Annotated in this window: 18 protein-coding genes and 1 riboswitch; of the genes, 10 read left to right on the forward strand and 8 right to left on the reverse strand. The window is 42.0% G+C overall.

Annotation, left to right across the window (positions count from 1 at the left end):
- Positions 1–10: 10 nt before the first annotated feature.
- The 4 genes from NSQ25_RS05350 to NSQ25_RS05365 form a co-directional block, all read right to left on the reverse strand.
- A complete protein-coding gene (locus tag NSQ25_RS05350) occupies positions 11–868 on the reverse strand; it encodes a GNAT family N-acetyltransferase (RefSeq protein ID WP_326136595.1) in 858 nt (285 codons plus the stop codon).
- A gap of 128 nt (positions 869–996) precedes the next feature.
- Positions 997–4,425 carry a methionine synthase gene (metH, locus tag NSQ25_RS05355; protein WP_326136594.1) on the reverse strand — a complete coding sequence of 1,143 codons (3,429 nt, stop codon included), beginning with the start codon at positions 4,423–4,425 and terminating at the stop codon, positions 997–999.
- A complete protein-coding gene (locus tag NSQ25_RS05360; protein WP_326136592.1) occupies positions 4,409–6,250 on the reverse strand; it encodes a bifunctional homocysteine S-methyltransferase/methylenetetrahydrofolate reductase in 1,842 nt (613 codons plus the stop codon). The genes metH and NSQ25_RS05360 overlap by 17 nt, the downstream gene beginning before the upstream one ends.
- Positions 6,251–6,328: 78 nt before the next feature.
- A riboswitch (SAM riboswitch) is annotated at positions 6,329–6,447 on the reverse strand.
- An 81-nt stretch (positions 6,448–6,528) separates the two neighbouring features.
- Positions 6,529–7,020, reverse strand: coding sequence for a YajQ family cyclic di-GMP-binding protein (locus NSQ25_RS05365; RefSeq protein WP_012009527.1), 492 nt, complete (start codon positions 7,018–7,020; stop codon positions 6,529–6,531).
- Positions 7,021–7,245: 225 nt separating this feature from the next.
- On the opposite strand from NSQ25_RS05365, the gene NSQ25_RS05370 reads away from it, so the two are divergent.
- From NSQ25_RS05370 to NSQ25_RS05380, 3 genes are all read left to right on the forward strand, one after another.
- Positions 7,246–8,094: a S1 RNA-binding domain-containing protein gene (locus NSQ25_RS05370; RefSeq protein ID WP_024426505.1), complete on the forward strand. Its 849-nt coding sequence runs from the start codon at positions 7,246–7,248 to the stop codon at positions 8,092–8,094.
- Positions 8,095–8,239: 145 nt separating this feature from the next.
- Positions 8,240–9,217 (forward strand): BMP family ABC transporter substrate-binding protein, encoded by a 978-nt coding sequence (locus tag NSQ25_RS05375; RefSeq protein ID WP_326136591.1) that lies wholly within the window; start codon positions 8,240–8,242, stop codon positions 9,215–9,217.
- Entirely contained in the window at positions 9,214–10,863 is a 1,650-nt protein-coding gene (locus tag NSQ25_RS05380) for a methyl-accepting chemotaxis protein (RefSeq protein WP_024426503.1), read from the forward strand. The genes NSQ25_RS05375 and NSQ25_RS05380 overlap by 4 nt, the downstream gene beginning before the upstream one ends.
- Before the next feature lie 47 nt (positions 10,864–10,910).
- On the opposite strand, the gene NSQ25_RS05385 is transcribed toward NSQ25_RS05380, so the two are convergent.
- Entirely contained in the window at positions 10,911–11,762 is an 852-nt protein-coding gene (locus NSQ25_RS05385; protein ID WP_024425073.1) for a DegV family protein, read from the reverse strand.
- A gap of 139 nt (positions 11,763–11,901) precedes the next feature.
- On the opposite strand from NSQ25_RS05385, the gene NSQ25_RS05390 reads away from it, so the two are divergent.
- Positions 11,902–12,744 carry a YitT family protein gene (locus NSQ25_RS05390; RefSeq protein WP_024425072.1) on the forward strand — a complete coding sequence of 281 codons (843 nt, stop codon included), beginning with the start codon at positions 11,902–11,904 and terminating at the stop codon, positions 12,742–12,744.
- Positions 12,745–12,758: 14 nt separating this feature from the next.
- Positions 12,759–13,214, forward strand: coding sequence for a BsuPI-related putative proteinase inhibitor (locus tag NSQ25_RS05395; protein WP_024426502.1), 456 nt, complete (start codon positions 12,759–12,761; stop codon positions 13,212–13,214).
- Between the two features lie 50 nt (positions 13,215–13,264).
- Here the strand turns inward: NSQ25_RS05395 and NSQ25_RS05400 are convergent, their stop codons facing one another.
- The 3 genes from NSQ25_RS05400 to NSQ25_RS05410 all read right to left on the reverse strand — a co-directional run bounded on the left by NSQ25_RS05400 (position 13,265) and on the right by NSQ25_RS05410 (position 14,503).
- Positions 13,265–13,456, reverse strand: coding sequence for a DUF3813 domain-containing protein (locus NSQ25_RS05400; protein WP_024425070.1), 192 nt, complete (start codon positions 13,454–13,456; stop codon positions 13,265–13,267).
- On the reverse strand, positions 13,453–13,602 hold the full coding sequence (locus NSQ25_RS05405; RefSeq protein ID WP_024425069.1) for a hypothetical protein: 150 nt from the start codon (positions 13,600–13,602) through the stop codon (positions 13,453–13,455). The genes NSQ25_RS05400 and NSQ25_RS05405 overlap by 4 nt, the downstream gene beginning before the upstream one ends.
- An 88-nt stretch (positions 13,603–13,690) precedes the next feature.
- On the reverse strand, positions 13,691–14,503 hold the full coding sequence (locus NSQ25_RS05410; RefSeq protein ID WP_024425068.1) for a Cof-type HAD-IIB family hydrolase: 813 nt from the start codon (positions 14,501–14,503) through the stop codon (positions 13,691–13,693).
- Positions 14,504–14,640: 137 nt separating this feature from the next.
- Here NSQ25_RS05410 and NSQ25_RS05415 point away from each other — a divergent pair, with 137 nt between their 5' ends.
- From NSQ25_RS05415 to argC, 5 genes are all read left to right on the forward strand, one after another.
- Positions 14,641–15,426 carry an alpha/beta fold hydrolase gene (locus tag NSQ25_RS05415; protein ID WP_034282104.1) on the forward strand — a complete coding sequence of 262 codons (786 nt, stop codon included), beginning with the start codon at positions 14,641–14,643 and terminating at the stop codon, positions 15,424–15,426.
- Between the two features lie 46 nt (positions 15,427–15,472).
- Positions 15,473–15,781, forward strand: a complete 309-nt coding sequence (locus NSQ25_RS05420) for a metal-sulfur cluster assembly factor (RefSeq protein ID WP_024425066.1) — start codon at positions 15,473–15,475, stop codon at positions 15,779–15,781.
- Positions 15,782–15,904: 123 nt separating this feature from the next.
- Positions 15,905–17,350 (forward strand): FAD-binding oxidoreductase, encoded by a 1,446-nt coding sequence (locus NSQ25_RS05425; protein WP_326136590.1) that lies wholly within the window; start codon positions 15,905–15,907, stop codon positions 17,348–17,350.
- Positions 17,347–17,895 (forward strand): MFS transporter, encoded by a 549-nt coding sequence (locus NSQ25_RS05430; protein ID WP_034282100.1) that lies wholly within the window; start codon positions 17,347–17,349, stop codon positions 17,893–17,895. Before NSQ25_RS05425 ends, NSQ25_RS05430 begins: the two co-directional genes overlap by 4 nt.
- A gap of 137 nt (positions 17,896–18,032) precedes the next feature.
- Positions 18,033–19,070: an N-acetyl-gamma-glutamyl-phosphate reductase gene (gene argC, locus NSQ25_RS05435; protein WP_326136589.1), complete on the forward strand. Its 1,038-nt coding sequence runs from the start codon at positions 18,033–18,035 to the stop codon at positions 19,068–19,070.
- Positions 19,071–19,083: the final 13 nt, after the last annotated feature.

The following is a 19,083-nucleotide window of genomic DNA, read 5'->3' on the forward strand; positions in this document are numbered from 1 at the left end:
TGTTTGTTTTTTAAGAAAATGCTTGAGAGGCAAGGAAATAGAAAAGGGCGGGATCATTCAGTTTTTCTTTCCCGCGAATCATCATAAAATGCGCTACGTTTGTTTTTGTAAATCCTGCTTCAACAAGTGTTTCATGCAGGCGTTCAGCAGTTTCTTCCTGCATATCTAAACGAATTGCGTCTGAATAAGACGAGATGAGTGATTGGATGAGCGAGAGAGCGGTTTGTTCATCGTTTGCTGTAAGCGGTCCAATCATTAGATTAGCAGGGGTTTCGATGCCAAAGGCAAATCCAGTTGTTTCATGGTGCTCATTCTTTGCAATCAGCCGGAACGATGCTCGTTCCATTCGCTTTCTTATAAAGCTTGATCGATTGGTGCCTGCACCTTTTTCGTCAAGTGCTTCAATAGACGGAAGGTCCGCTTCATCAGCAGGAGAAAGGTGAATCCCGCCTGACACACGAAAAGCCGCTGGATTCGTGGTCTGTGCTTTGTATGTATGAATGTAGCCGGCCGTTTGAAATCCGATTTTTTCGTAAACGGGCTGTCCTTGTACAGTAGCAGTTAAAACGACAGGAACGCTTTGATCGCTTCTGCGAAGCAGGGTGTCAATCATTTTCCGTGCAAGGCCTAAGCCGCGATGTGTCTCAGATACAATAACGGCACCAATTGATGCTGCTTTATCATATTGGAAAAGTCCTGCACATGAGATCACTTGTCCATCTGTTGTTGAAAAACCTGTAAAATATCCGTTTGTTAAAAGAGATGTAAGCTCATCCGCATTGTAATCAGGCCAGTCGACCTCTTTTGACAATGCGATAAGATCGGGTATGTCATCAAGTGTTAAAGTTCGTTGTACAACGTTTTCCAATACACGCAACTCCTTCTTAGCTGATTTCATCTATATGTATCGTACCATATGAAGGCATAAGAAAAAGGAAAATCCTTTTCCTCTCAGCGTGTATCAAAAAAGAACCCCCAATGACGGAGGGTCCAGTCTTAATGAACATTAAAATATCGAGCTTCAGGGTGGGAAACGACGATCGCTGAAACAGATGCTTCAGGTTCCATCATGAATCCTTCTGTGAGATGGATGCCGATTTTTTCAGGCTGAAGCAGCTTGAACAGCTTTTCTTGATCCTCAAGATTTGGACACGCTGGATAACCAAAGGAATAGCGCTGCCCTTGATATTTCGCTTGGAATCGTTTTTCCATTGTAAAATCGACTGGGTCAGGGAATCCCCATTTGTCACGAATCACTTGGTGGGTTCTTTCAGCTAATCCCTCTGCAAGCTCAAGTGCGAGAGCTTGGACAGCATGCATTTTTAAATAATCTCCTTCCTGCTTAAATTGCTGCGCGACCTCGCGTATACGCGCGCCGGCTGTGACGGCGAATAAGGCAATATAATCTTTCTCGTTTTCATCACTTTTCCGTACATAATCAGAAATGGAGCGGTACGGGAGCTTCTCCTGTCTTGGAAATTGGAACGTTTCAATGATGCGGTCAGGCTCTACGGGATCATAAATATGCAAATCATTTCCGTCTGAACTGGCAGGGAAGAATTGATACACAAATGCTGGCGCAAACCAGTTTTTCTCTCTGCCTTCGTTTAGAAGATCTGTGACAAGCTGTTTTAATTCCAATGCTTTTGGGTGCTTTTCAGCTAATAAGGTTTTGATCTTTCCCTTTAAGCCGAGATGATGACCAATAAGCATTTGTTCATTCACATAAGGCATAATATGATGCAAATCGATGTCTCTCACATAATGGCGTGCGGTATTTTCTGGCGTAAATACCGGTGCCTTCGGGAGTGCTGCGCGTTTTTCTAGTAATTCTATGACAGCTTTCGGCTGCTTTCCTTCTTTTTCCTTGAAAGGTGCCGCTGGCTCTTCTTGCGGTTTTGTTTGAAATTGAAGAGGATTCGCTTTTAACTCATTGGCTAATGATAGTCCGTCCATCGCATCTTTTGCATAAAGAACAGGTCCATCATAATGAGGCGAAATTTTCATTTTCGTAAATTTACGAGAAAGGGCAGCACCGCCGACCAAAATAGGAACAGAAATATTGGCTTTTTGTAAATCTTGAGCGGTTAGTACCATTTGCTGTGCGGATTTTACAAGTAAGCCTGATAATCCAATCATATCTGGTTTTTCCTTTTGCACAGCTTCAATCAATGTTTGAGGTGTCACCTTGATGCCGAGGTCGACCACCTGAAAGCCGTTATTGCTCAAAATGATGTCGACGAGGTTTTTCCCGATATCATGGACATCTCCTTTTACAGTCGCAAGTAGAATCTTTCCTTTCCCGCTCGCATGCTGCTTTTCCATATATTGCTCAAGAAACGAAACAGATGCTTTCATGACCTCAGCCGATTGAAGCACTTCGGCTACAATCAATTCGTTTTGATTAAAAAGACGACCAACTTCAGCCATTCCCTGCATTAACGGGCCATTGATGATATGAAGCGGCGATTCATATTGCTCCAAAGCAAGGGATAGGTCATCGACGAGACCTTCTTTCGTTCCCTCGACGACATAGAGCGCCAGCCTTTCTTCAAGTGATAAGGAGATCTTTGGTTTTTTCTCCGTTTTCTTTTTGCCGCGGTAAAATTGGGTGAATTCAGCCAGTGTTTGATCATTTGTTTCATAAAGCAAGGTTTCAGCTAGTTTGATTTCTTCCTTTGGAATGGAAGCGAAGCGTTCAAGCTTTTCTGTATTGACAATGGCATAGTCAAGCCCTGCTTGCACGCAGTGATACAAATAAACGGCATTTAAAATTTCTCTGCCAACAGGCGGAAGTCCGAAAGATACGTTGCTGATGCCTAAAATGGTGAGGCACTCAGGCAGGGTTTCCTTAATCATTTTAATGCCTTTGATCGTTTCTTCAGCGGCGCCAATATATTGCTCGTCTCCAGTGCCTACGGGAAAGACAAGCGGATCAAAAATGATGTCACTTGCGGGAATACCATACTTCTTCGTTAGCAGATCGTGAGAACGTACAGCAATTTCAAGTTTTCGTTCTGCTGTCACCGCCATTCCTATTTCATCAATCGTGCCAACAACAAGTGCACCGCCATATAGCTTCACAAGAGGAAGAATCTCTTCAAAGCGTTCCTCGCCATCCTCAAGGTTGATGGAATTGATGATGGCTTTCCCTTGAGAGTAGGTGAGTGCCTTTTCAATCACGTGTTTATCCGTTGAATCAATGACAAAAGGGGCTTTCACCTTTTTCATGGCTTCTTGTAAAAAGCCTTCCATGTCTGCTGCCTCATCACGGTCTGGATCGGCGAGACACACATCAACGACGTGAGCGCCATTTTTCACTTGAGCACGAGCAATTTCTGCTGCTTCTTCAAACTTTTGTTCCGCAATGAGCCGTTTGAATTTGCGAGAACCAATGACATTGGTCCGTTCGCCTACAAAAAGAGGACGCATCGAATCCTCATAAATAAGAGGCTCAATTCCTGATACGGTATGCTGCGGTGATTCGCGGTTGATATGACGCGGCTGAAGCGTGCGTACTTCATCTGACAATGCTTGAATATGCGCAGGTGTAGTCCCGCAGCAGCCGCCGACAATATTTAACCAGCCTTCCTTAGCAAAGGCGGCGATTTTTTTAGCAAGAGAGGCAGGGGATTCGTGATATTGGCCTTCTTCATCTGGGAGACCAGCATTCGGATAGCAGCTCACCGCTGACTTTGCAATGGAGGAGAGCGTGCGGATGTGGTCTGTCATAAATTCTGGACCAGTCGCACAGTTAAGGCCCACACTGATTGGTTTCATATGCTCAAGAGAAATATAAAAGGCTTCAATATCCTGACCAGCAAGGGTGGTGCCCATCGGTTCAATCGTTCCTGATACCATGAGTGGTAATTGGATGCCCGTTTGCTGAAAGGCTTCCTGAATCCCTTTGAATCCAGCTTTTACATTCAGCATATCTTGGCTTGTTTCTAAAAGAAGGGCATCACACTTTCCGTCAATCAGAGCGCGGGCCTGCTCTTCATAATTTCTGACGAGCTCACTGAAGGTTGTGCCGCCTGTTACAGATAATGTTTTCGTTGTCGGGCCCATTGCGCCTACAACAAAACGAGGCTTTTCTGGTGTGGAGAAACGGTCAGCTTCTGCCTTTGCCAGCTGCGCAGCTCGAACATTGAGTTCATAGGCAAGGTGCCCAAGCCCATATTCGTCAAGGACGAGCTTTGTCGCGCCGAACGTATTTGTTTCAATGAGGTCAGCACTTGCTTCAAGGTACTCCCTATGGATCTTAGAGATGATGTGAGGGGCTGTCACATTCAAATACTCGTTACAGCCCTCATACTCTTCTCCGCCAAAGTCCTCTGCTGTCAGGTTGGCGTTTTGAATCATTGTGCCCATTGCCCCATCAAGGACGAGGATGCGTTTTTTGAGCTGTTCAGTGATAGGTGACATGGACGTTAGACTCCTTTTCTTTCTGATGGATGTAGGTGGTCAGTTCTGCTGTTAAATCTGATCGAAGGAAAGGAGTAATTAAATAAATGCCATTAAACAATTCGCAGGCTGTATCTAATAAAGAGCGGGCAATCGCTAAGCCTTCTGCTCGCTGCTTTTCTTTATCCTCGCCAGCTTTGGCCATAATGTCACGAATAGAATCAGATAATTTGATGCCTGGAATTTCGTGATGAATAAACTCTGCATTTCGGCTGCTTGTTAACGGCATAATGCCGATATAAATCGGTTTATCCAAGTGGCGGCTTTCCTCATGAATTTTCACAAGCTGTTCCTCAGAATAAACAGGCTGTGAAATAAAATAATCAGCACCGTATTCGATTTTTTTCTCAAGACGTTTCACCGCTTTATCAATATGGCGCACATTTGGGTTAAACGCGCCAGCCACTGAAAAATTGGTCTTTTTGCCAAGGGGCTTTCCTGAGAAAGAAAGGCCTTCGTTAAACTGTTTGATGAGACGAATCAAATCAAAGGAGGTTAAATCATACACAGATGTTGCACCTGGGAAGTCTCCAATTTTAGATGGATCGCCTGTGATCGCTAAAATATCGGTTAATCCAAGGGTGTCGAGCCCCATTAAATGAGATTGAAGCCCAATCAAATTACGGTCGCGGCATGTGATATGAACAAGAGAACGCATATCGAGCTGCTGCTTTAATAATGCGCCGCAAGCGACATTGCTAATGCGCGGAGTCGCAAGAGAATTATCGGCTAACGTCAATGCATCAATGCCAGCATTCTTTAATTCATTTGCAGCAACGAGAAATTTTTCGAAGTTCAGCTTCTTCGGCGGATCAAGCTCTACGATAATCGATCGTTTTTTCACAGCCAGCTCATCAAGACCTGGCTCAGTGCGCTGATCTTGGATGGAAATGATTTCTTCTTTTAACACCTTCACTTCTTTTTCAGTGATCGGTGCTAAATCTTTGACCGCTTCAGCCATTGCGCTAATATGCTGAGGTGTTGTTCCGCAGCAGCCTCCGATAATACGTGCGCCCTGATTTCTAAATTCAAGTGCACTTTTTCGGAAATAATCGTTATCGGTATCATAGACGAGTCTGCCTGCTTCAAGTGAGGGGAGACTGCTGTTAGGATAGACAGATAAATGCGAATTTTCCAAAAGTGGAACGCCTTCAAGTGCCTGAATCATGTGATAAGGGCCCAGCCGGCAGTTGATGCCGACAACATCTGCACCAAGAGATGATAACTCAGATAAACCATCCTTCAGCGGGGTACCATCCTGCAAAACGCCTTGTTCATGCATTGAGACGTTCATGACAATCGGAAGAGTCGTTTCTTTGCGGGCAATTTGGAGAACAGCCTTCGCTTCTTCTATATCATAATATGTTTCAAGCAATAATCCGTCAGGCTCTTCATTTAATAGGATGTACAGCTGCTCTCTAAAGCTTCGTTTGATTTCTTCTATAGAGTAAGCATTTTTGTTAAACGTTCGAATGCCGCCAATTGTTCCGAGTACATAAGCAGAGCCTGCGGCTGCTTTTGCAATTTGTACCGCTTTTGTATTGATGCGTTTCGTTTCTTCCTCTAAGCCGTAGCGGGATAGTTTAATATAATTCGCACCGTATGTGTTCGTTTGGATGATGTCAGCGCCTGCCTGCACATATGCTTCGTGCACGCGTTTCACTTCATCCTCTTTCGATAAATTTAATTCTTCAAAGCAGCGGTCAATGCCGTAAGAGTATAAAAGTGTTCCCATCGCTCCGTCAGCTATCAGTACGCGGTTTTGTAAGTCTTGTAATAGGCCCATTGTATTCCTCCTTATTTCTATGTAACAAAAAAAGCCTTCTGATAAGAAGAAGACTTTTTGGCTGTATCGTAATTCTTCTCCTTATCTTCCAAGCAGTTGCTTGCTGGATTTAGCACCTTGGTCATAGAAAATAGATTTCTACTACACCGGTTGCTGAGGCTTCACAGGGCCAGTCCCTCTGCCTCTCTTGATAAGAAAGCAATATGAACATGTCAATGAATTGAACTTCCATCAACTGTAACGAAAAATGCAGAAATAATCAATGGAAAATTTGAAATTTATCGAAAATTTATAAATTGGACATCAATCGGCAAATCGGCCTTGCGCATAAGAGAAATCACCTCTTGTAAATCATCTTTATTTTTCCCTGTCACACGCACTTGGTCATCCTGAAATTGTGATTTCACTTTGATGCCTGACTGCTTGATAAGCGCGTTGATCTTTTTGGCGTTGTCTTGATCAATCCCGCTGATCAGCTTCGCACGCTGGCGTACTGTACCGCCTAGGGCATGCTCAGTTTTTCCGTAATCGATGTTTTTAGTTGGAACATTTCGTTTGATCAGCTTTGTCACAAGCACATCTTTTAACTGCTCAAGTTTGAAGTCATCATCAGAAATGAGGACAAGCTCTTCTTTTTCGAGAGAAATATCACTTTTACTTCCTTTAAAATCATAACGGTTTTTAATTTCTTTCAGTGCTGCTTGAACAGCGTTTTGCACTTCAGGCAGTTCAACTTTCGATACAATGTCAAATGAGCTTTCTTTTGCCATCACACATGACCTCCAAGTTTAGATATTGCGTCTATTTTATCATGCAAATAGCAGAAGAAGAAAACTTTATCAAAGAGTAAAGCCGCCAGCCGTATAAATCGTGTCCAGTTTGTCCACTTTAGCTAACAGAACTAGAGATGTTCATGCAGGAAGAAGTATAGTAGAATAGAGTGAATCAAAAGATGAACGAACGCTCTTTTATGGGCAGATAGGAAGGAAGAGAACATGAGACCAGGTGAGCAACTGACCTTGCAAATAGAGAATGAAATGGAATACGGCTACTTTTTGACAGACGGTGAAGATTCGGTCCTCTTACACCGCAGTGAAATGACAGAAGATATTGGTGACCGAGATGAAGTAGAGGTCTACTTATATGTAGATCATGAAGAAAGACTCGCTGCCACGATGAAAATACCTACAATTAACGCACATACATACGACTGGGTAGAAGTCGTGGACGTGGTAGAAGACATGGGCGCATTTGTTGATGTTGGGCTGTCAAAGGATGCACTTGTTGCAACAGAACACCTCCCGCCTTTTGAGGAAGCATGGCCGAAAAAAGGAGACAAACTCTACTGTATGCTGAAAGTCACAAGCTACGGCAGAATGTTCGCAAAACCAGCCACAGAAGACGTGATCAGTGAATTGTTCACAGAGGCACCAGAAACCTTAATGAACAAAGAAATCACTGGAACAATCTATCGTTTAATTGCGACAGGTTCTTTTATGCTGACAGATACAGGCGTGCGTGGGTTTATTCACCGCACGGAACGAAAGGAAGAGCCACGATTAGGATCGACCGTGACAGGACGCGTCATTGCAGTGAAAGAGGACGGAACGGTGAACGTTTCTCTGCTTCCTAGAAAACAGGATGCACTATCTGTCGATGCAGAAGAAATTTTAACCTATATGAGAACAAGAAACGGCGCCATGCCTTATGGGGACAAAAGTGATCCAGAGGATATCCGCGAAAGATTTCAAATGAGCAAGGCAGCCTTTAAACGAGCACTAGGTCATCTCATGAAAAATGATTTAGTTTACCAAAAAGAAGGCTGGACATACGAGAAAAAGTGAGCATTTGCTCACTTTTTTATTTTTGTCTTAAATAATGGATTTTTTCTGTGAAAAAAGTCATGAAAAACCTTCACTAATCATTGAAACAACGCCTCTCAAATCCGATAAAAAAGGAGTAAGGATGATAAAAGGAGTGTGTTTTTGGATGAAAGTGAAGATTTCATTACTTCTGATGGCAGCCATGCTTATGGTGCTCGCCGCATGCGGTAATCAACAGGAGGGGGCGCCAAAATCAACTGCGAAGCATATTGGCGTTATGCTCACAGATGATGGTCTTGGTGATCAATCATTTAACGATTCATCATTTAAAGGATTAGAAAAAGCACGTGATGAGCTTGGCATTGAATTTGATTATAGAGAAATTGCAGAAACTGATACATATGAAAAAGGGCTGACAGAACTCGTAAAAGATGGAAATGATCTTGTCATTGGTGTAGGTTTCAGTATGCAAGAAGACCTGGAAAAAGTCGCAAAGAAATATCCGAAGAAGCAGTTCCTTTTGATCGATGCTGTATCTGAGCTGAAAAATGTGACCTCTGTGACGTTTAAAGAAGAGCAAGGCAGCTATTTAGCGGGAGCACTTGCTGCAATGACAACGAAAAGCGATGTCATTGGATTTGTTGGCGGTGTTGACGCAGATGTCATTCATCGTTTTGAAAAAGGATTTCAAAAAGGCGCCAAATCAGTCAATCCGAAAATCAAGATCTTATCCAACTATGCCGGTACGTTTAGTGATGCAGGCAAGGGTAGTAAAATAGCCAAAGACATGATCAAAAAGAAAGCAGACGTTTTATATGCCGCAGCCGGTTATACAGGTGTCGGTGTATTAAAAGAAGCGCAGGCGCAGGGTAAATATGCCATTGGTGTAGACAGCGATCAGTACTATACTGCTGAAAAAGCGGTCATTTCGTCTATGGTGAAAAAAGTCGATGAAGTGGTCTATCAATTCAGTGAACAGCTCGTCAAGAACAATCAAATGAAAAGCGGTCATGTTGTCTATGACTTAAGCAATGATGGAATCGATATGGCAAAAATCCGGATCCTGAAAAATGCTGAGACACTGACCAAAAAATTAAATGGTCTGAAGCAGACGCTTCTAAAAGAAGAGGGGGACGCATCATGAGCTTACGCGTCAAAATTTTACTTAACTCACTTATTTCACTTCTTTTAGCAGTTGGCGTCATCGCCTTTATCATTGTCAGCATGACAAAGATCCAATCATCAAATGAGACAGATGTGCAAACCTTATTAAACGTACAAAAAACGAAGGCAAGCTTTGAAAGTGTCGAGCAAGCCATGACCAATTATTCGATGACACTCTCAGATGAACAGCTAGAGATCGTTCAAAACGATATTTCTACAGCAAAAAAGCAGCTGCAAACGCTAAACAAACATGCAGGAAATATGAACAAAGAGGCATTAACAAGGTTAAATTCAAAATTTGACACGTGGACCAAGGAAGCAAACAACGCCATTGGTGAAAAAAACGCATCGGATGCAAGACGTGTGGCAGCAAGAATTGATGGCGTTTTAAACGATGTGCATACGATGAATAAAAGGGCAGAAGAAGCGTATAAACAAAATCTAGAGGCTGCAGCAGACAATGTCCAATGGATTATCACAAGTGCACTCGTCTCAGCACTCACACTGATTGTCATTGCTGTCTTTTTGAATATTGGATTAACGCGATCCATCGTGACACCCATCAAATCACTATCCTACAGAGCAAAGCAGATCGCAGAAGGCAATCTTGCTGTGGAGCGGATGGATATTCAGCGCAAGGATGAAATCGGCGGCTTGAATGAATCCTTTAATCAAATGACAGATCAGTTGATTAGTCTGATTAAAGAAATCAGCAATGTCTCAAGCCGAGTAGAGACATTCTCGATCCACCTGAATGATGAAAACAAAAAGATGATGGAGTCTGCGAATCAAGTATCTGTTTCGACAGACGAAATGGCCAATGGGTCACAAGCGATTTCAGAAGATCTCCAGCACGGCGTCAGCTTGATTGAGAAAATGGACCAGCATGGACGTAAAAATTCAGAACGCTCGCAAACGGTCATCCGCAGTACAGAGGATGCCATCGAAGCCGTAGAAAGCGGAAAGCACACGTTAACAGAAACAAAAACAGCGATTGAAAAAAATACACATGCCACGAGACAAATCGAAGAATCAGCAGGAGAATTTACGCAATACGCCAGCGGAATCTCGGCCATGGCCAAAACGGTTTCTGACATTGCGGACCAAACAAACCTGCTTTCCTTAAACGCAGCCATTGAAGCGGCAAGAGCAGGCGAAGCTGGAAAAGGCTTTGCCGTTGTAGCAGATGAAATTCGCAAGCTTGCTGATGAATCGTCTAATGCAACAAGACAAATCTTTGACATGGTCAGTCATATTGAAAGAGGCATTCAATCCATTAGTCAAACTGTTCAAGAAGGGGTCAAACTTTCACTTCAGCAGCAGGATGCGATGGACAAAACCTCACACTCCTTTGAAGATATAGAAACAAAAGCGCAGCATATTAAACAAGAAATGGCGGTCTTAAATGACCAAATTATGCAATCAACAGAACTTGGCGGACAAGTGCTGCACTCGATTGAAAATATTAGTGCAGTTGTAGAAGAAACAGCAGCTGGCAGCGAAGAAATTTCTGCCTCAGCCAATGAACAGCTGCAATCGTTCCATCAAATGAACAAACAGGTCGAAGAATTGATGAGTATGACAGCGAGGTTAAATGAAACCGTCCAGCGATTTAAACTTTCATAAGAAAAGCACCCTTCCCGTGTTGTGTCAGGGAAGGGTGCTTTTTATGATCATTTGCCTGTAAAAAAGATCGCAAGCGTGCTAGGCCCTGAATGGGACCCAACAGCGGCGCCGATGATCTGAATATCAATTTCCTTTGGATGAAATTCGGCTTCGATCAGCTGTTTCATGTCTTCCGCCAGTGCAGGATCATCACCATGACTAATACCGACCGTTTGGTTCGACCAATCCGTTCCGCGTTCTTTCATTAGTTCAATAATGCGTTTCAGCAGTTTTTTACGTCCGCGGATTTTTTCAAGCGGGATGAGTTTTCCATCTTCGACATGTAAAATGGGCTTAATGCTTAACAAACCGCCAACAAATGCGGACGCTTTACTGATTCTTCCGCCTCTTGCTAAATACGATAAATCGTCTACAGTAAAAATATGTTGTAAAGATTCACAAAAATGCTTTACAGACGTTTCAATTTCTTGTATTGTATTTCCGTCAATGGCAAGTGATTGAGCGTGTTTGACAGCAAGCCCATAGCCGAGTGAAGCGCATTTAGAATCAATGATTCGTAAATCAAAATCCGGGTATTCTTCCTTCACTTCGTTTGCCATCATCACAGCTGTCTGGTATGTACCTGAAAGCTCTGATGAAAAAGCGACATAGATAGCAGATGTATGGGTTTGAGCGGCAGAAACAAAGGTTTCCTTGATCCGGTTTGGTGAAGCCTGTGACGTTTTTGGACTGGCTCCTTGTCTCATCGCATCAAATACTTGTTTTGGTTCAATGGTGATCAAATCCTCAAATTCCTGCTCGCCAAGCAATACGCGGAGCGGAATGAGCGTTATGTTATGTTCATCATAATAAGAAAGAGGCAGATCAGCAGCACTGTCTGCTATGATATGAACAGTCATATAAATCCCTTCTTTCTAAAAAATAAGCCATATTTTACATCTTTTTAGCCTAACTATATCATAGAAATCATCTTTTCGTGTTCAAATTCTAAATTTTAGGGAAAACCATAGAGAGAATGGTAAGTGGAGGAATGACAACATGTTCATTGGAGAAGCAAAAAAACTCATTGTCGTCGTTATTGGTGCATTACTCAATGCGATTGGACTGAATTTATTTTTAATCCCAGCTGACGTATATGCAAGCGGTTTTACAGGGGTAGCCCAGCTGTTATCCAGCTTAATCGATCAATATGCGCCATTTTATGTATCTACAGGGATTCTATTATTTATTTTAAACATTCCAGTCGGTATTTTAGGCTGGATGAAAGTTGGCCGTTCCTTTACTTTGTACAGCATCATCAGTGTTGCACTGACGACCATTTTCCTTGGCATTTTACCAGAAACGAGTGTTTCCCACGATATTTTATTAAATGCTGTGTTTGGCGGTGTCATATCCGCAGTAGGGATTGGGATTACGCTCAAATACGGGGCATCGACAGGCGGACTAGACATTGTTGCTATGGTTTTAGCTAAGTGGAAGGATAAACCAGTTGGCACGTATTTCTTCATTTTAAATGGAATCATCATTTTTACAGCAGGATTATTACAAGGTTGGGAGAAAGCATTATATACCCTTGTCACATTATATGTGACCACAAGGGTCATTGATGCCATCCATACAAGACATGAGAAGCTGACCGCTATGATTGTCACGAAGAAAGCAGATGAAATCAAAGAAGCCATTTACGGAAAAATGGTCAGAGGCATTACGACTGTACCTGCAAAAGGCGCATTCACCAACGAGCAAAAGGAAATGATGGTGATCGTTATTACAAGGTATGAGCTTTATGAACTTGAACAAATTATTAAAGAAGTCGATCCAAAAGCCTTTACAAATATTGTGCAGACAACCAATATTCTTGGATTTTTCAGACGAGATTAAAAGGTGGGTAGCAGATGAAAAAAGGGTTTGTGCTTCTTCTCATTCTATTGGTTTTAGCCGCTTGTGGACAACAAAAAAAGGATGAACCAGACAAGGAGGTATCCGGTCAAATGGGAGAAAAAACGGTTGAGCTCACAGTAGACCCCGTCCAGAAAGGTTCTTCAGTTCAATTTAACATGTCACTGAAAAATGAATCAGATCGAGATTTTGAATTTACTTTTAACACAAGCCAAAAATTCGAGCTTAGTGTGTATGACGAAAACGGGAATGAACAATACCGCTATTCGAAAGACCGTATGTTCACACAGGCCATCCAAACTTTTGTGCTGAAAAAAGGCGAGGCCTATGATTTTCAAGATACATGGTCAAACGGTGTAAAGCCCGGAACATACGAAGCAGTCGTAACGTTTAAAGGAAAAGCAGAAGGGCTGAAACAAATCACGGAGAAGAAAACATTCCAAGTCAAATAAGCGAGGGAATCAGAAAAAGCTGTCCACATTAGGTGAACAGCTTTTTTATGTTAGAGATCATCGAGCAAGTCTTGGAAGGTATGCAGCTGGTTTCTTTCTGCATCTGTCGAATTGGCAAATGCAGAGGATACGGCATTTTTCGCTCGCTTGACTGCCTGCTGACGCTCTAACCCAGATGAAAATGAAGAAGTAAGAGCTTCTTCAGTAAACGATTTGGCTTGATCAAAAAGTTCGTTTCTCACAATGAACCTCCAGAAGCATCAGTCTTCATATTCCCTCTGTCTGACGCTTCTTCAAGTGTCGAACGATAAGGAAAACGTGCGTCATGAAGACTGACTGAATCTTTACCTTGTTGTATAAAGCGTTTCGATTTGCTTCTTTTACCCATTCGGAATCCGCCCCTTTACACAAGCTGACAGGACAACCTGTCTAACGGTAGTATGCCCGCTTTCATCTGCTATGTATGAATGGAAAAATTAAAGCGAGAAGTAATTCGTTAGAAACTTTGCAATCCCATCTTGTTCATTTGTATCAGTGACTTCATTTGAGACACGTTTCACGGCATCAATTCCGTTGCCCATTGCTACACCGCATCCAGCAAATTCAAGCATTTCTAAATCATTGTCTTCATCTCCGAATGCCACAATCCGCTCCTTAGGAACACCGTAATAATCACTGATCTTTTGCAGTCCAACGGCTTTGTTCATGCCTGTTTTAATGATTTCAATCACGTGCCACGGAGCAGCCCAGCGCCTGTGATCAATCACTTCTGCATGAACATCTGATAAATAGCTTCGAATGGCTCCGACGTCCTCTTCTTTTGCATGAATTAACACGCTCGTCACATTCTCTCCAAGGTTGTCCCTAAGGTCTCCAACAGTGACTTTGTTTGCATTCATATTAAAGATATCAATGAGTTTTTCATCATGATAATGGAAATACAAATCGTCTAACACTTCAGCTAAGACATTATGCACTTTATATTCTTCACTAATGTCTACAAGCTGTTTGACTACTTGAAGATCAAGTGACGTATGAAATCTGCCCCACTTTTCATCAAGAGGATGATGGACAAACGCTCCGTTAAAATTCACAATGGGTGAATCAAGCTGTAATTGCTGATAATAAGGAGAGCTGGAACGAAATGGCCGGCCTGTTGATATACAGACGTGATGCCCGCTGTCTCTCACTTTTTGAATGACGTCAAGTGTATGCGCAGAAATGGTTTTATCATCTTTTAATAATGTGCCATCCAGGTCAAGTGCGATTAGATAAGGTTTAGTCTCCATAAAATCTCCTTTGATCTGTAAGTGATAGGAGGCAATTCATGTTAGCGCCTCTTTCTATAGTGTATCTTTATCACATCTTTGTTGTCTACATGTTAAAATAAACAAAGACGGGAATGATAAAGGAGGATTCATAGGCTGTGATCACCATTGATGAGCAAATTACGCGCGATATTCCATTTTTACATATCGTAAAAGCTGAAAATAAAGACAAACCGCTGCCGCTTGTATTTTTTATTCACGGATTTACAAGTGCACGTGAGCATAATTTACACTTTGCCTTCCATTTGGCAGAAAAAGGCATGAGAGTCATTTTACCTGACTGTGCTTATCATGGTGTAAGATCAGAAAACCTCAGCTTAGAGGAACTGGCATCAAAGTTCTGGGAAATTGTCCTGAACGAAATTCGTGAAATCGATATACTCAAAACATACTTTCAAGAAAAACAATTGATTGAAGCCGATCTGATAGGCGTTGCGGGTACATCCATGGGCGGCATCACCACCTTTGGTGCACTTGCCAAGCATGATTGGATCAAAGCCGCTGTCAGCTTGATGGGAAGTCCAAACTATACGACATTTCTAAAAGCACAAATCATGGACATGCGTCACAAAGGGTTGATGAAAGACATTACAGACGAAGAGGTTCATCTGCAATTAGACGCCCTGCGCCCATATGATTTAACGCTGCAAACAGATCGATTAAACAAAAGACCGCTGTTATTCTGGCATGCAGAAAACGATCCTGTCGTCCCTTACCGGCACGCAAAAACTCTATATGATGAGTTAGTAGCCACACAATATAAGCAGGATCCGCATCTGATTCGTTTTATCACTGATGGACAAGCTGGACATAAGGTCTCAAGACAAGCGATGTTCGAAACGATAGACTGGTTTGAGACACATCTGAAAAGCACAAACGTTTAGTCATAAGAAAAAGTACGTTATACTAATGGAAAAAGGAGTGGATATCATGGATGAAGCATTGAAAGAAAATATTTTAGGCGCCCTAGAACAGGTGATTGACCCTGAGCTGAATGTCGACATCGTCAACCTTGGACTTGTCTATGATGTCGATCTTGATGAGAATGGAAAAGCGGATATCACCATGACCTTAACATCAATGGGTTGTCCTCTTGCACCAATTATCGTAGATGAAGTCAAAAAAGCATTAAGTGATCTTCCAGAAGTAAAAGAAACAGAAGTTCACATCGTATGGAATCCCCCTTGGACACGAGACAAAATGTCAAGATACGCAAAAATCGCGCTCGGTATTCAATAAGCACAAAATGAAAAATGCCTGGTATGAGTTAAACTCATGCCAGGTTTTTTTATGAAAAATTAAGGCGGAGGAAGAGAGTAGCTTGATATAATGGATGTAATTTTATAGAACGGAGTACCTATCATGAAACAAAAATGGCTATGGATCGTTCTTTTGATCGTATATGCTGCTGCATTTCTTGTATCAATCACTATACGAGAAGGCCAAGTACACAAAAAAAAGGATCTTGAGGCTTTTACTGATGTCAGTCATCTCATGCCTGTCAAAATCAAAAAAGTTGTTCAAGGGAAAGAGATAGACACGTTAAAAGAAGTATTGAAAGAAGCAAAAGCTAAACACCTGCCGATTTCTATTGCCGGCAAACAGCATAGTATGGGCGGCCACACATATTATGAAAACGGCATCGTGCTCGATATGACGGAATTCCGCCAGATTTTAGCGTTTGATCCAAAAAAGAAAACGATTCGCGTTCAAAGCGGTGCTACATGGGATGATATACAAAAATATGTGAATCCATATGGCCTAGCTGTGAAGGTGATGCAATCGCAGAATATCTTTACAATTGGCGGATCTTTAAGTGCAAATGCACATGGACGTGACATTCGCTACGGGTCACTCATTGATACGGTACGTTCCTTTAGGCTGTTAAAAGCAAATGGTGAGATTGTCACAGTAAAGCCAGGTGATGATTTGTTTTCTGCGGTCATTGGGGGATACGGATTGTTCGGTGTCATTTTAGATGCTGATCTTTCTTTAACAAAAGATGAATTATATAAAATGGAGACAACCTCTCTAGATTACGATGAGTATACGGATTATTTTCAAAAGCATGTCAAACACAATAAAGAAGTACGCATGCATCTTGCCAGAATCTCAACAGCAAAAACAAACTTTTTGAAAGAAATGTATGTGACGAATTATTCCCTCTCTTCAGATCAAAAAAACGAATCATATCAAGAGCTGAAAGAAGATCAACTCGTTATGCCATTGAAATTTATGTTCGGCCTTTCAAGGAGATTTGATATGGGGAAAGATCTGCTCTGGAATTTGCAAAAGAAGTATTTCCTAAGTCAAAATGATCTGTTGATCACAAGAAACAATGTGATGCGTTCTGATTCTGCCTTTTTGGAATATGAAAATGAGTCAGACACAGATGTGCTGCAGGAATATTTCGTCCCAGTTGACCGTTTTCGTGCGTACATCGATGACATGAGAGCCTTTTTACAACAGGAAGATTTGAATCTAATGAATATCACAATCCGCTACGTTCAAAAAAATGAAAAAGCGGATCTCTCATATGCGAAACAAGATATGTTTGCCCTTGTGCTTTTAGTGAATTACGGGTTCGAAAAAGAAGAGAAGGCGGAAGCAGAGCGGATCATTCGAAAAATGACAGATATCACGCTGCGGCACGATGGAAGCTATTACTTACCGTACATGCCTTATCAAACGAAGGCGCAAATGAAGCGGGCTTATCCTAAAACCGATGTATTTTTCCAAAAGAAAAAACAAGCAGATCCAGATGGCACGTTTACCAACTACTTTTATGAGAGGTACAATACACAATGAATGCAAAAGCAATGAAATGGTTCGTCTACTCTCAAAGTCTGCTGTTTTTCGCCAGCAGTTTGATATTCCCCTTTTACATTCTTTTTATTAAAAATGTTGGATCAAGCTATTCACAGTTTGGACTCGCCTATGGTCTGTTTGGTTTAAGCGGTGCGTTTATTCATTTACTTTTAGGAAAACTGCCGGAAACCACCGACAGGCGGCTCTTTTTAATCATTCATTCGTTCGGTATGGCGTTTCTTTTGCTGCTTTTTCCGCATATAACAGAAGTGGAGCAAGTGTATATCATTCAGCTTGCACTTGGTGCGCTGGGCGGCTTTCAAAAACATGGGGAGAAACTGCTTGTCACTGATCTGACAACAAAGAACAAAAGAATGAAAGAAGTCGGTCACTATCATTTTTGGACAGCCCTATTTTCATCCATTGCCATTATGCTTGGCGGCCTGTTTGCTGATTTCTTTACCGTTTACTTCATTTTTTATGCAAGCTCCATATTATATTTATGCAGTGCACTCATGGTCCTCTATATCAAAAACGAAAGATAAATCCGCATGTCTCATGAAGATATGCGGTTTTTTTGTTGAAAAAAAATGAAAACAAATATTAAATATACAATTGAATTAATTTTTATACATGTTATAATGTTAAATAATTTCACAAAGATCAAGAGGGTGTATTGACGTTGAAAATAGGTATTATAGGTGCTACAGGGTACGGTGGTGCGGAATTGGTTCGTATCTTCAAGCATCACCCGCATGTGGAGGAATGTATATTGTATTCATCAAGTGGTGATGGGCAATCATACAGTCAATCTTATCCGCATCTGACAAACATGACCGACCAAACATTAAAAGCCATTGACCCGGCTGCCATTGTGCAAGAGACAGATGCTGTGTTTTTAGCGACACCAGCAGGCGTATCTAGTGAACTGACACCAAAGCTGATGAATCAAGGAGTGCCGATCATTGATTTATCAGGTGATTTGCGCATTCAAGATGGAGCAACCTATGAAGCTTGGTATAAACGAAGGGCAGCAGATGCAGCATCTGTCCAGCAAGCGGTGTACGGTTTATCCGAACTGAATCGTGACAAAATTCAACAGGCTGAAGTGATTGCCAATCCGGGCTGCTTTCCTACCGCAGTTCTTCTCGGTTTAGCACCGCTCATCAAACAGAATGTCATCGATGAATCCATGATTATAATAGATGCAAAAACAGGGGTGTCCGGTGCCGGACGATCTGCCTCGCTTGGCACGCATTTTTCAGAACTAAACGATAACTTTAAAATTTATAAGGTGAATGAGCATCAGCATACGCCAGAAATAGAGCAAATATTAAGAGAATGGAATCCGCAGACGGCGAACGTCACATTTTCTACGCATCTTGTCCCGATGACAAGAGGGATTATGGCGACGATGTATACACAATTAAAAACAGATGCCACAAAAGAAGAATTGATGAAGCGAATGAAAGACTTTTATGAAGATTCCTATTTTGTCAGAGTGAGAGATCACGGCGTTTATCCACAAACGAAAGAAGTATACGGCAGTAACTTCTGTGATATTGGCTTTCATTTAGATGAGCGAACAGGGAGACTGACAATCGTGTCGGTCATAGACAATCTCATGAAAGGCGCGGCCGGCCAAGCGGTTCAAAACTTCAACATCATCAAAGGCTTACATGAAGAGGCGGGCCTCACAATGACACCTCTTTATCCATAAGAGAACAGGGGAG

The sequence above is a fragment of the Bacillus sp. FSL R5-0512 genome (assembly GCF_038593295.1).
Lineage (GTDB): Bacteria > Bacillota > Bacilli > Bacillales > Bacillaceae > Bacillus > Bacillus safensis.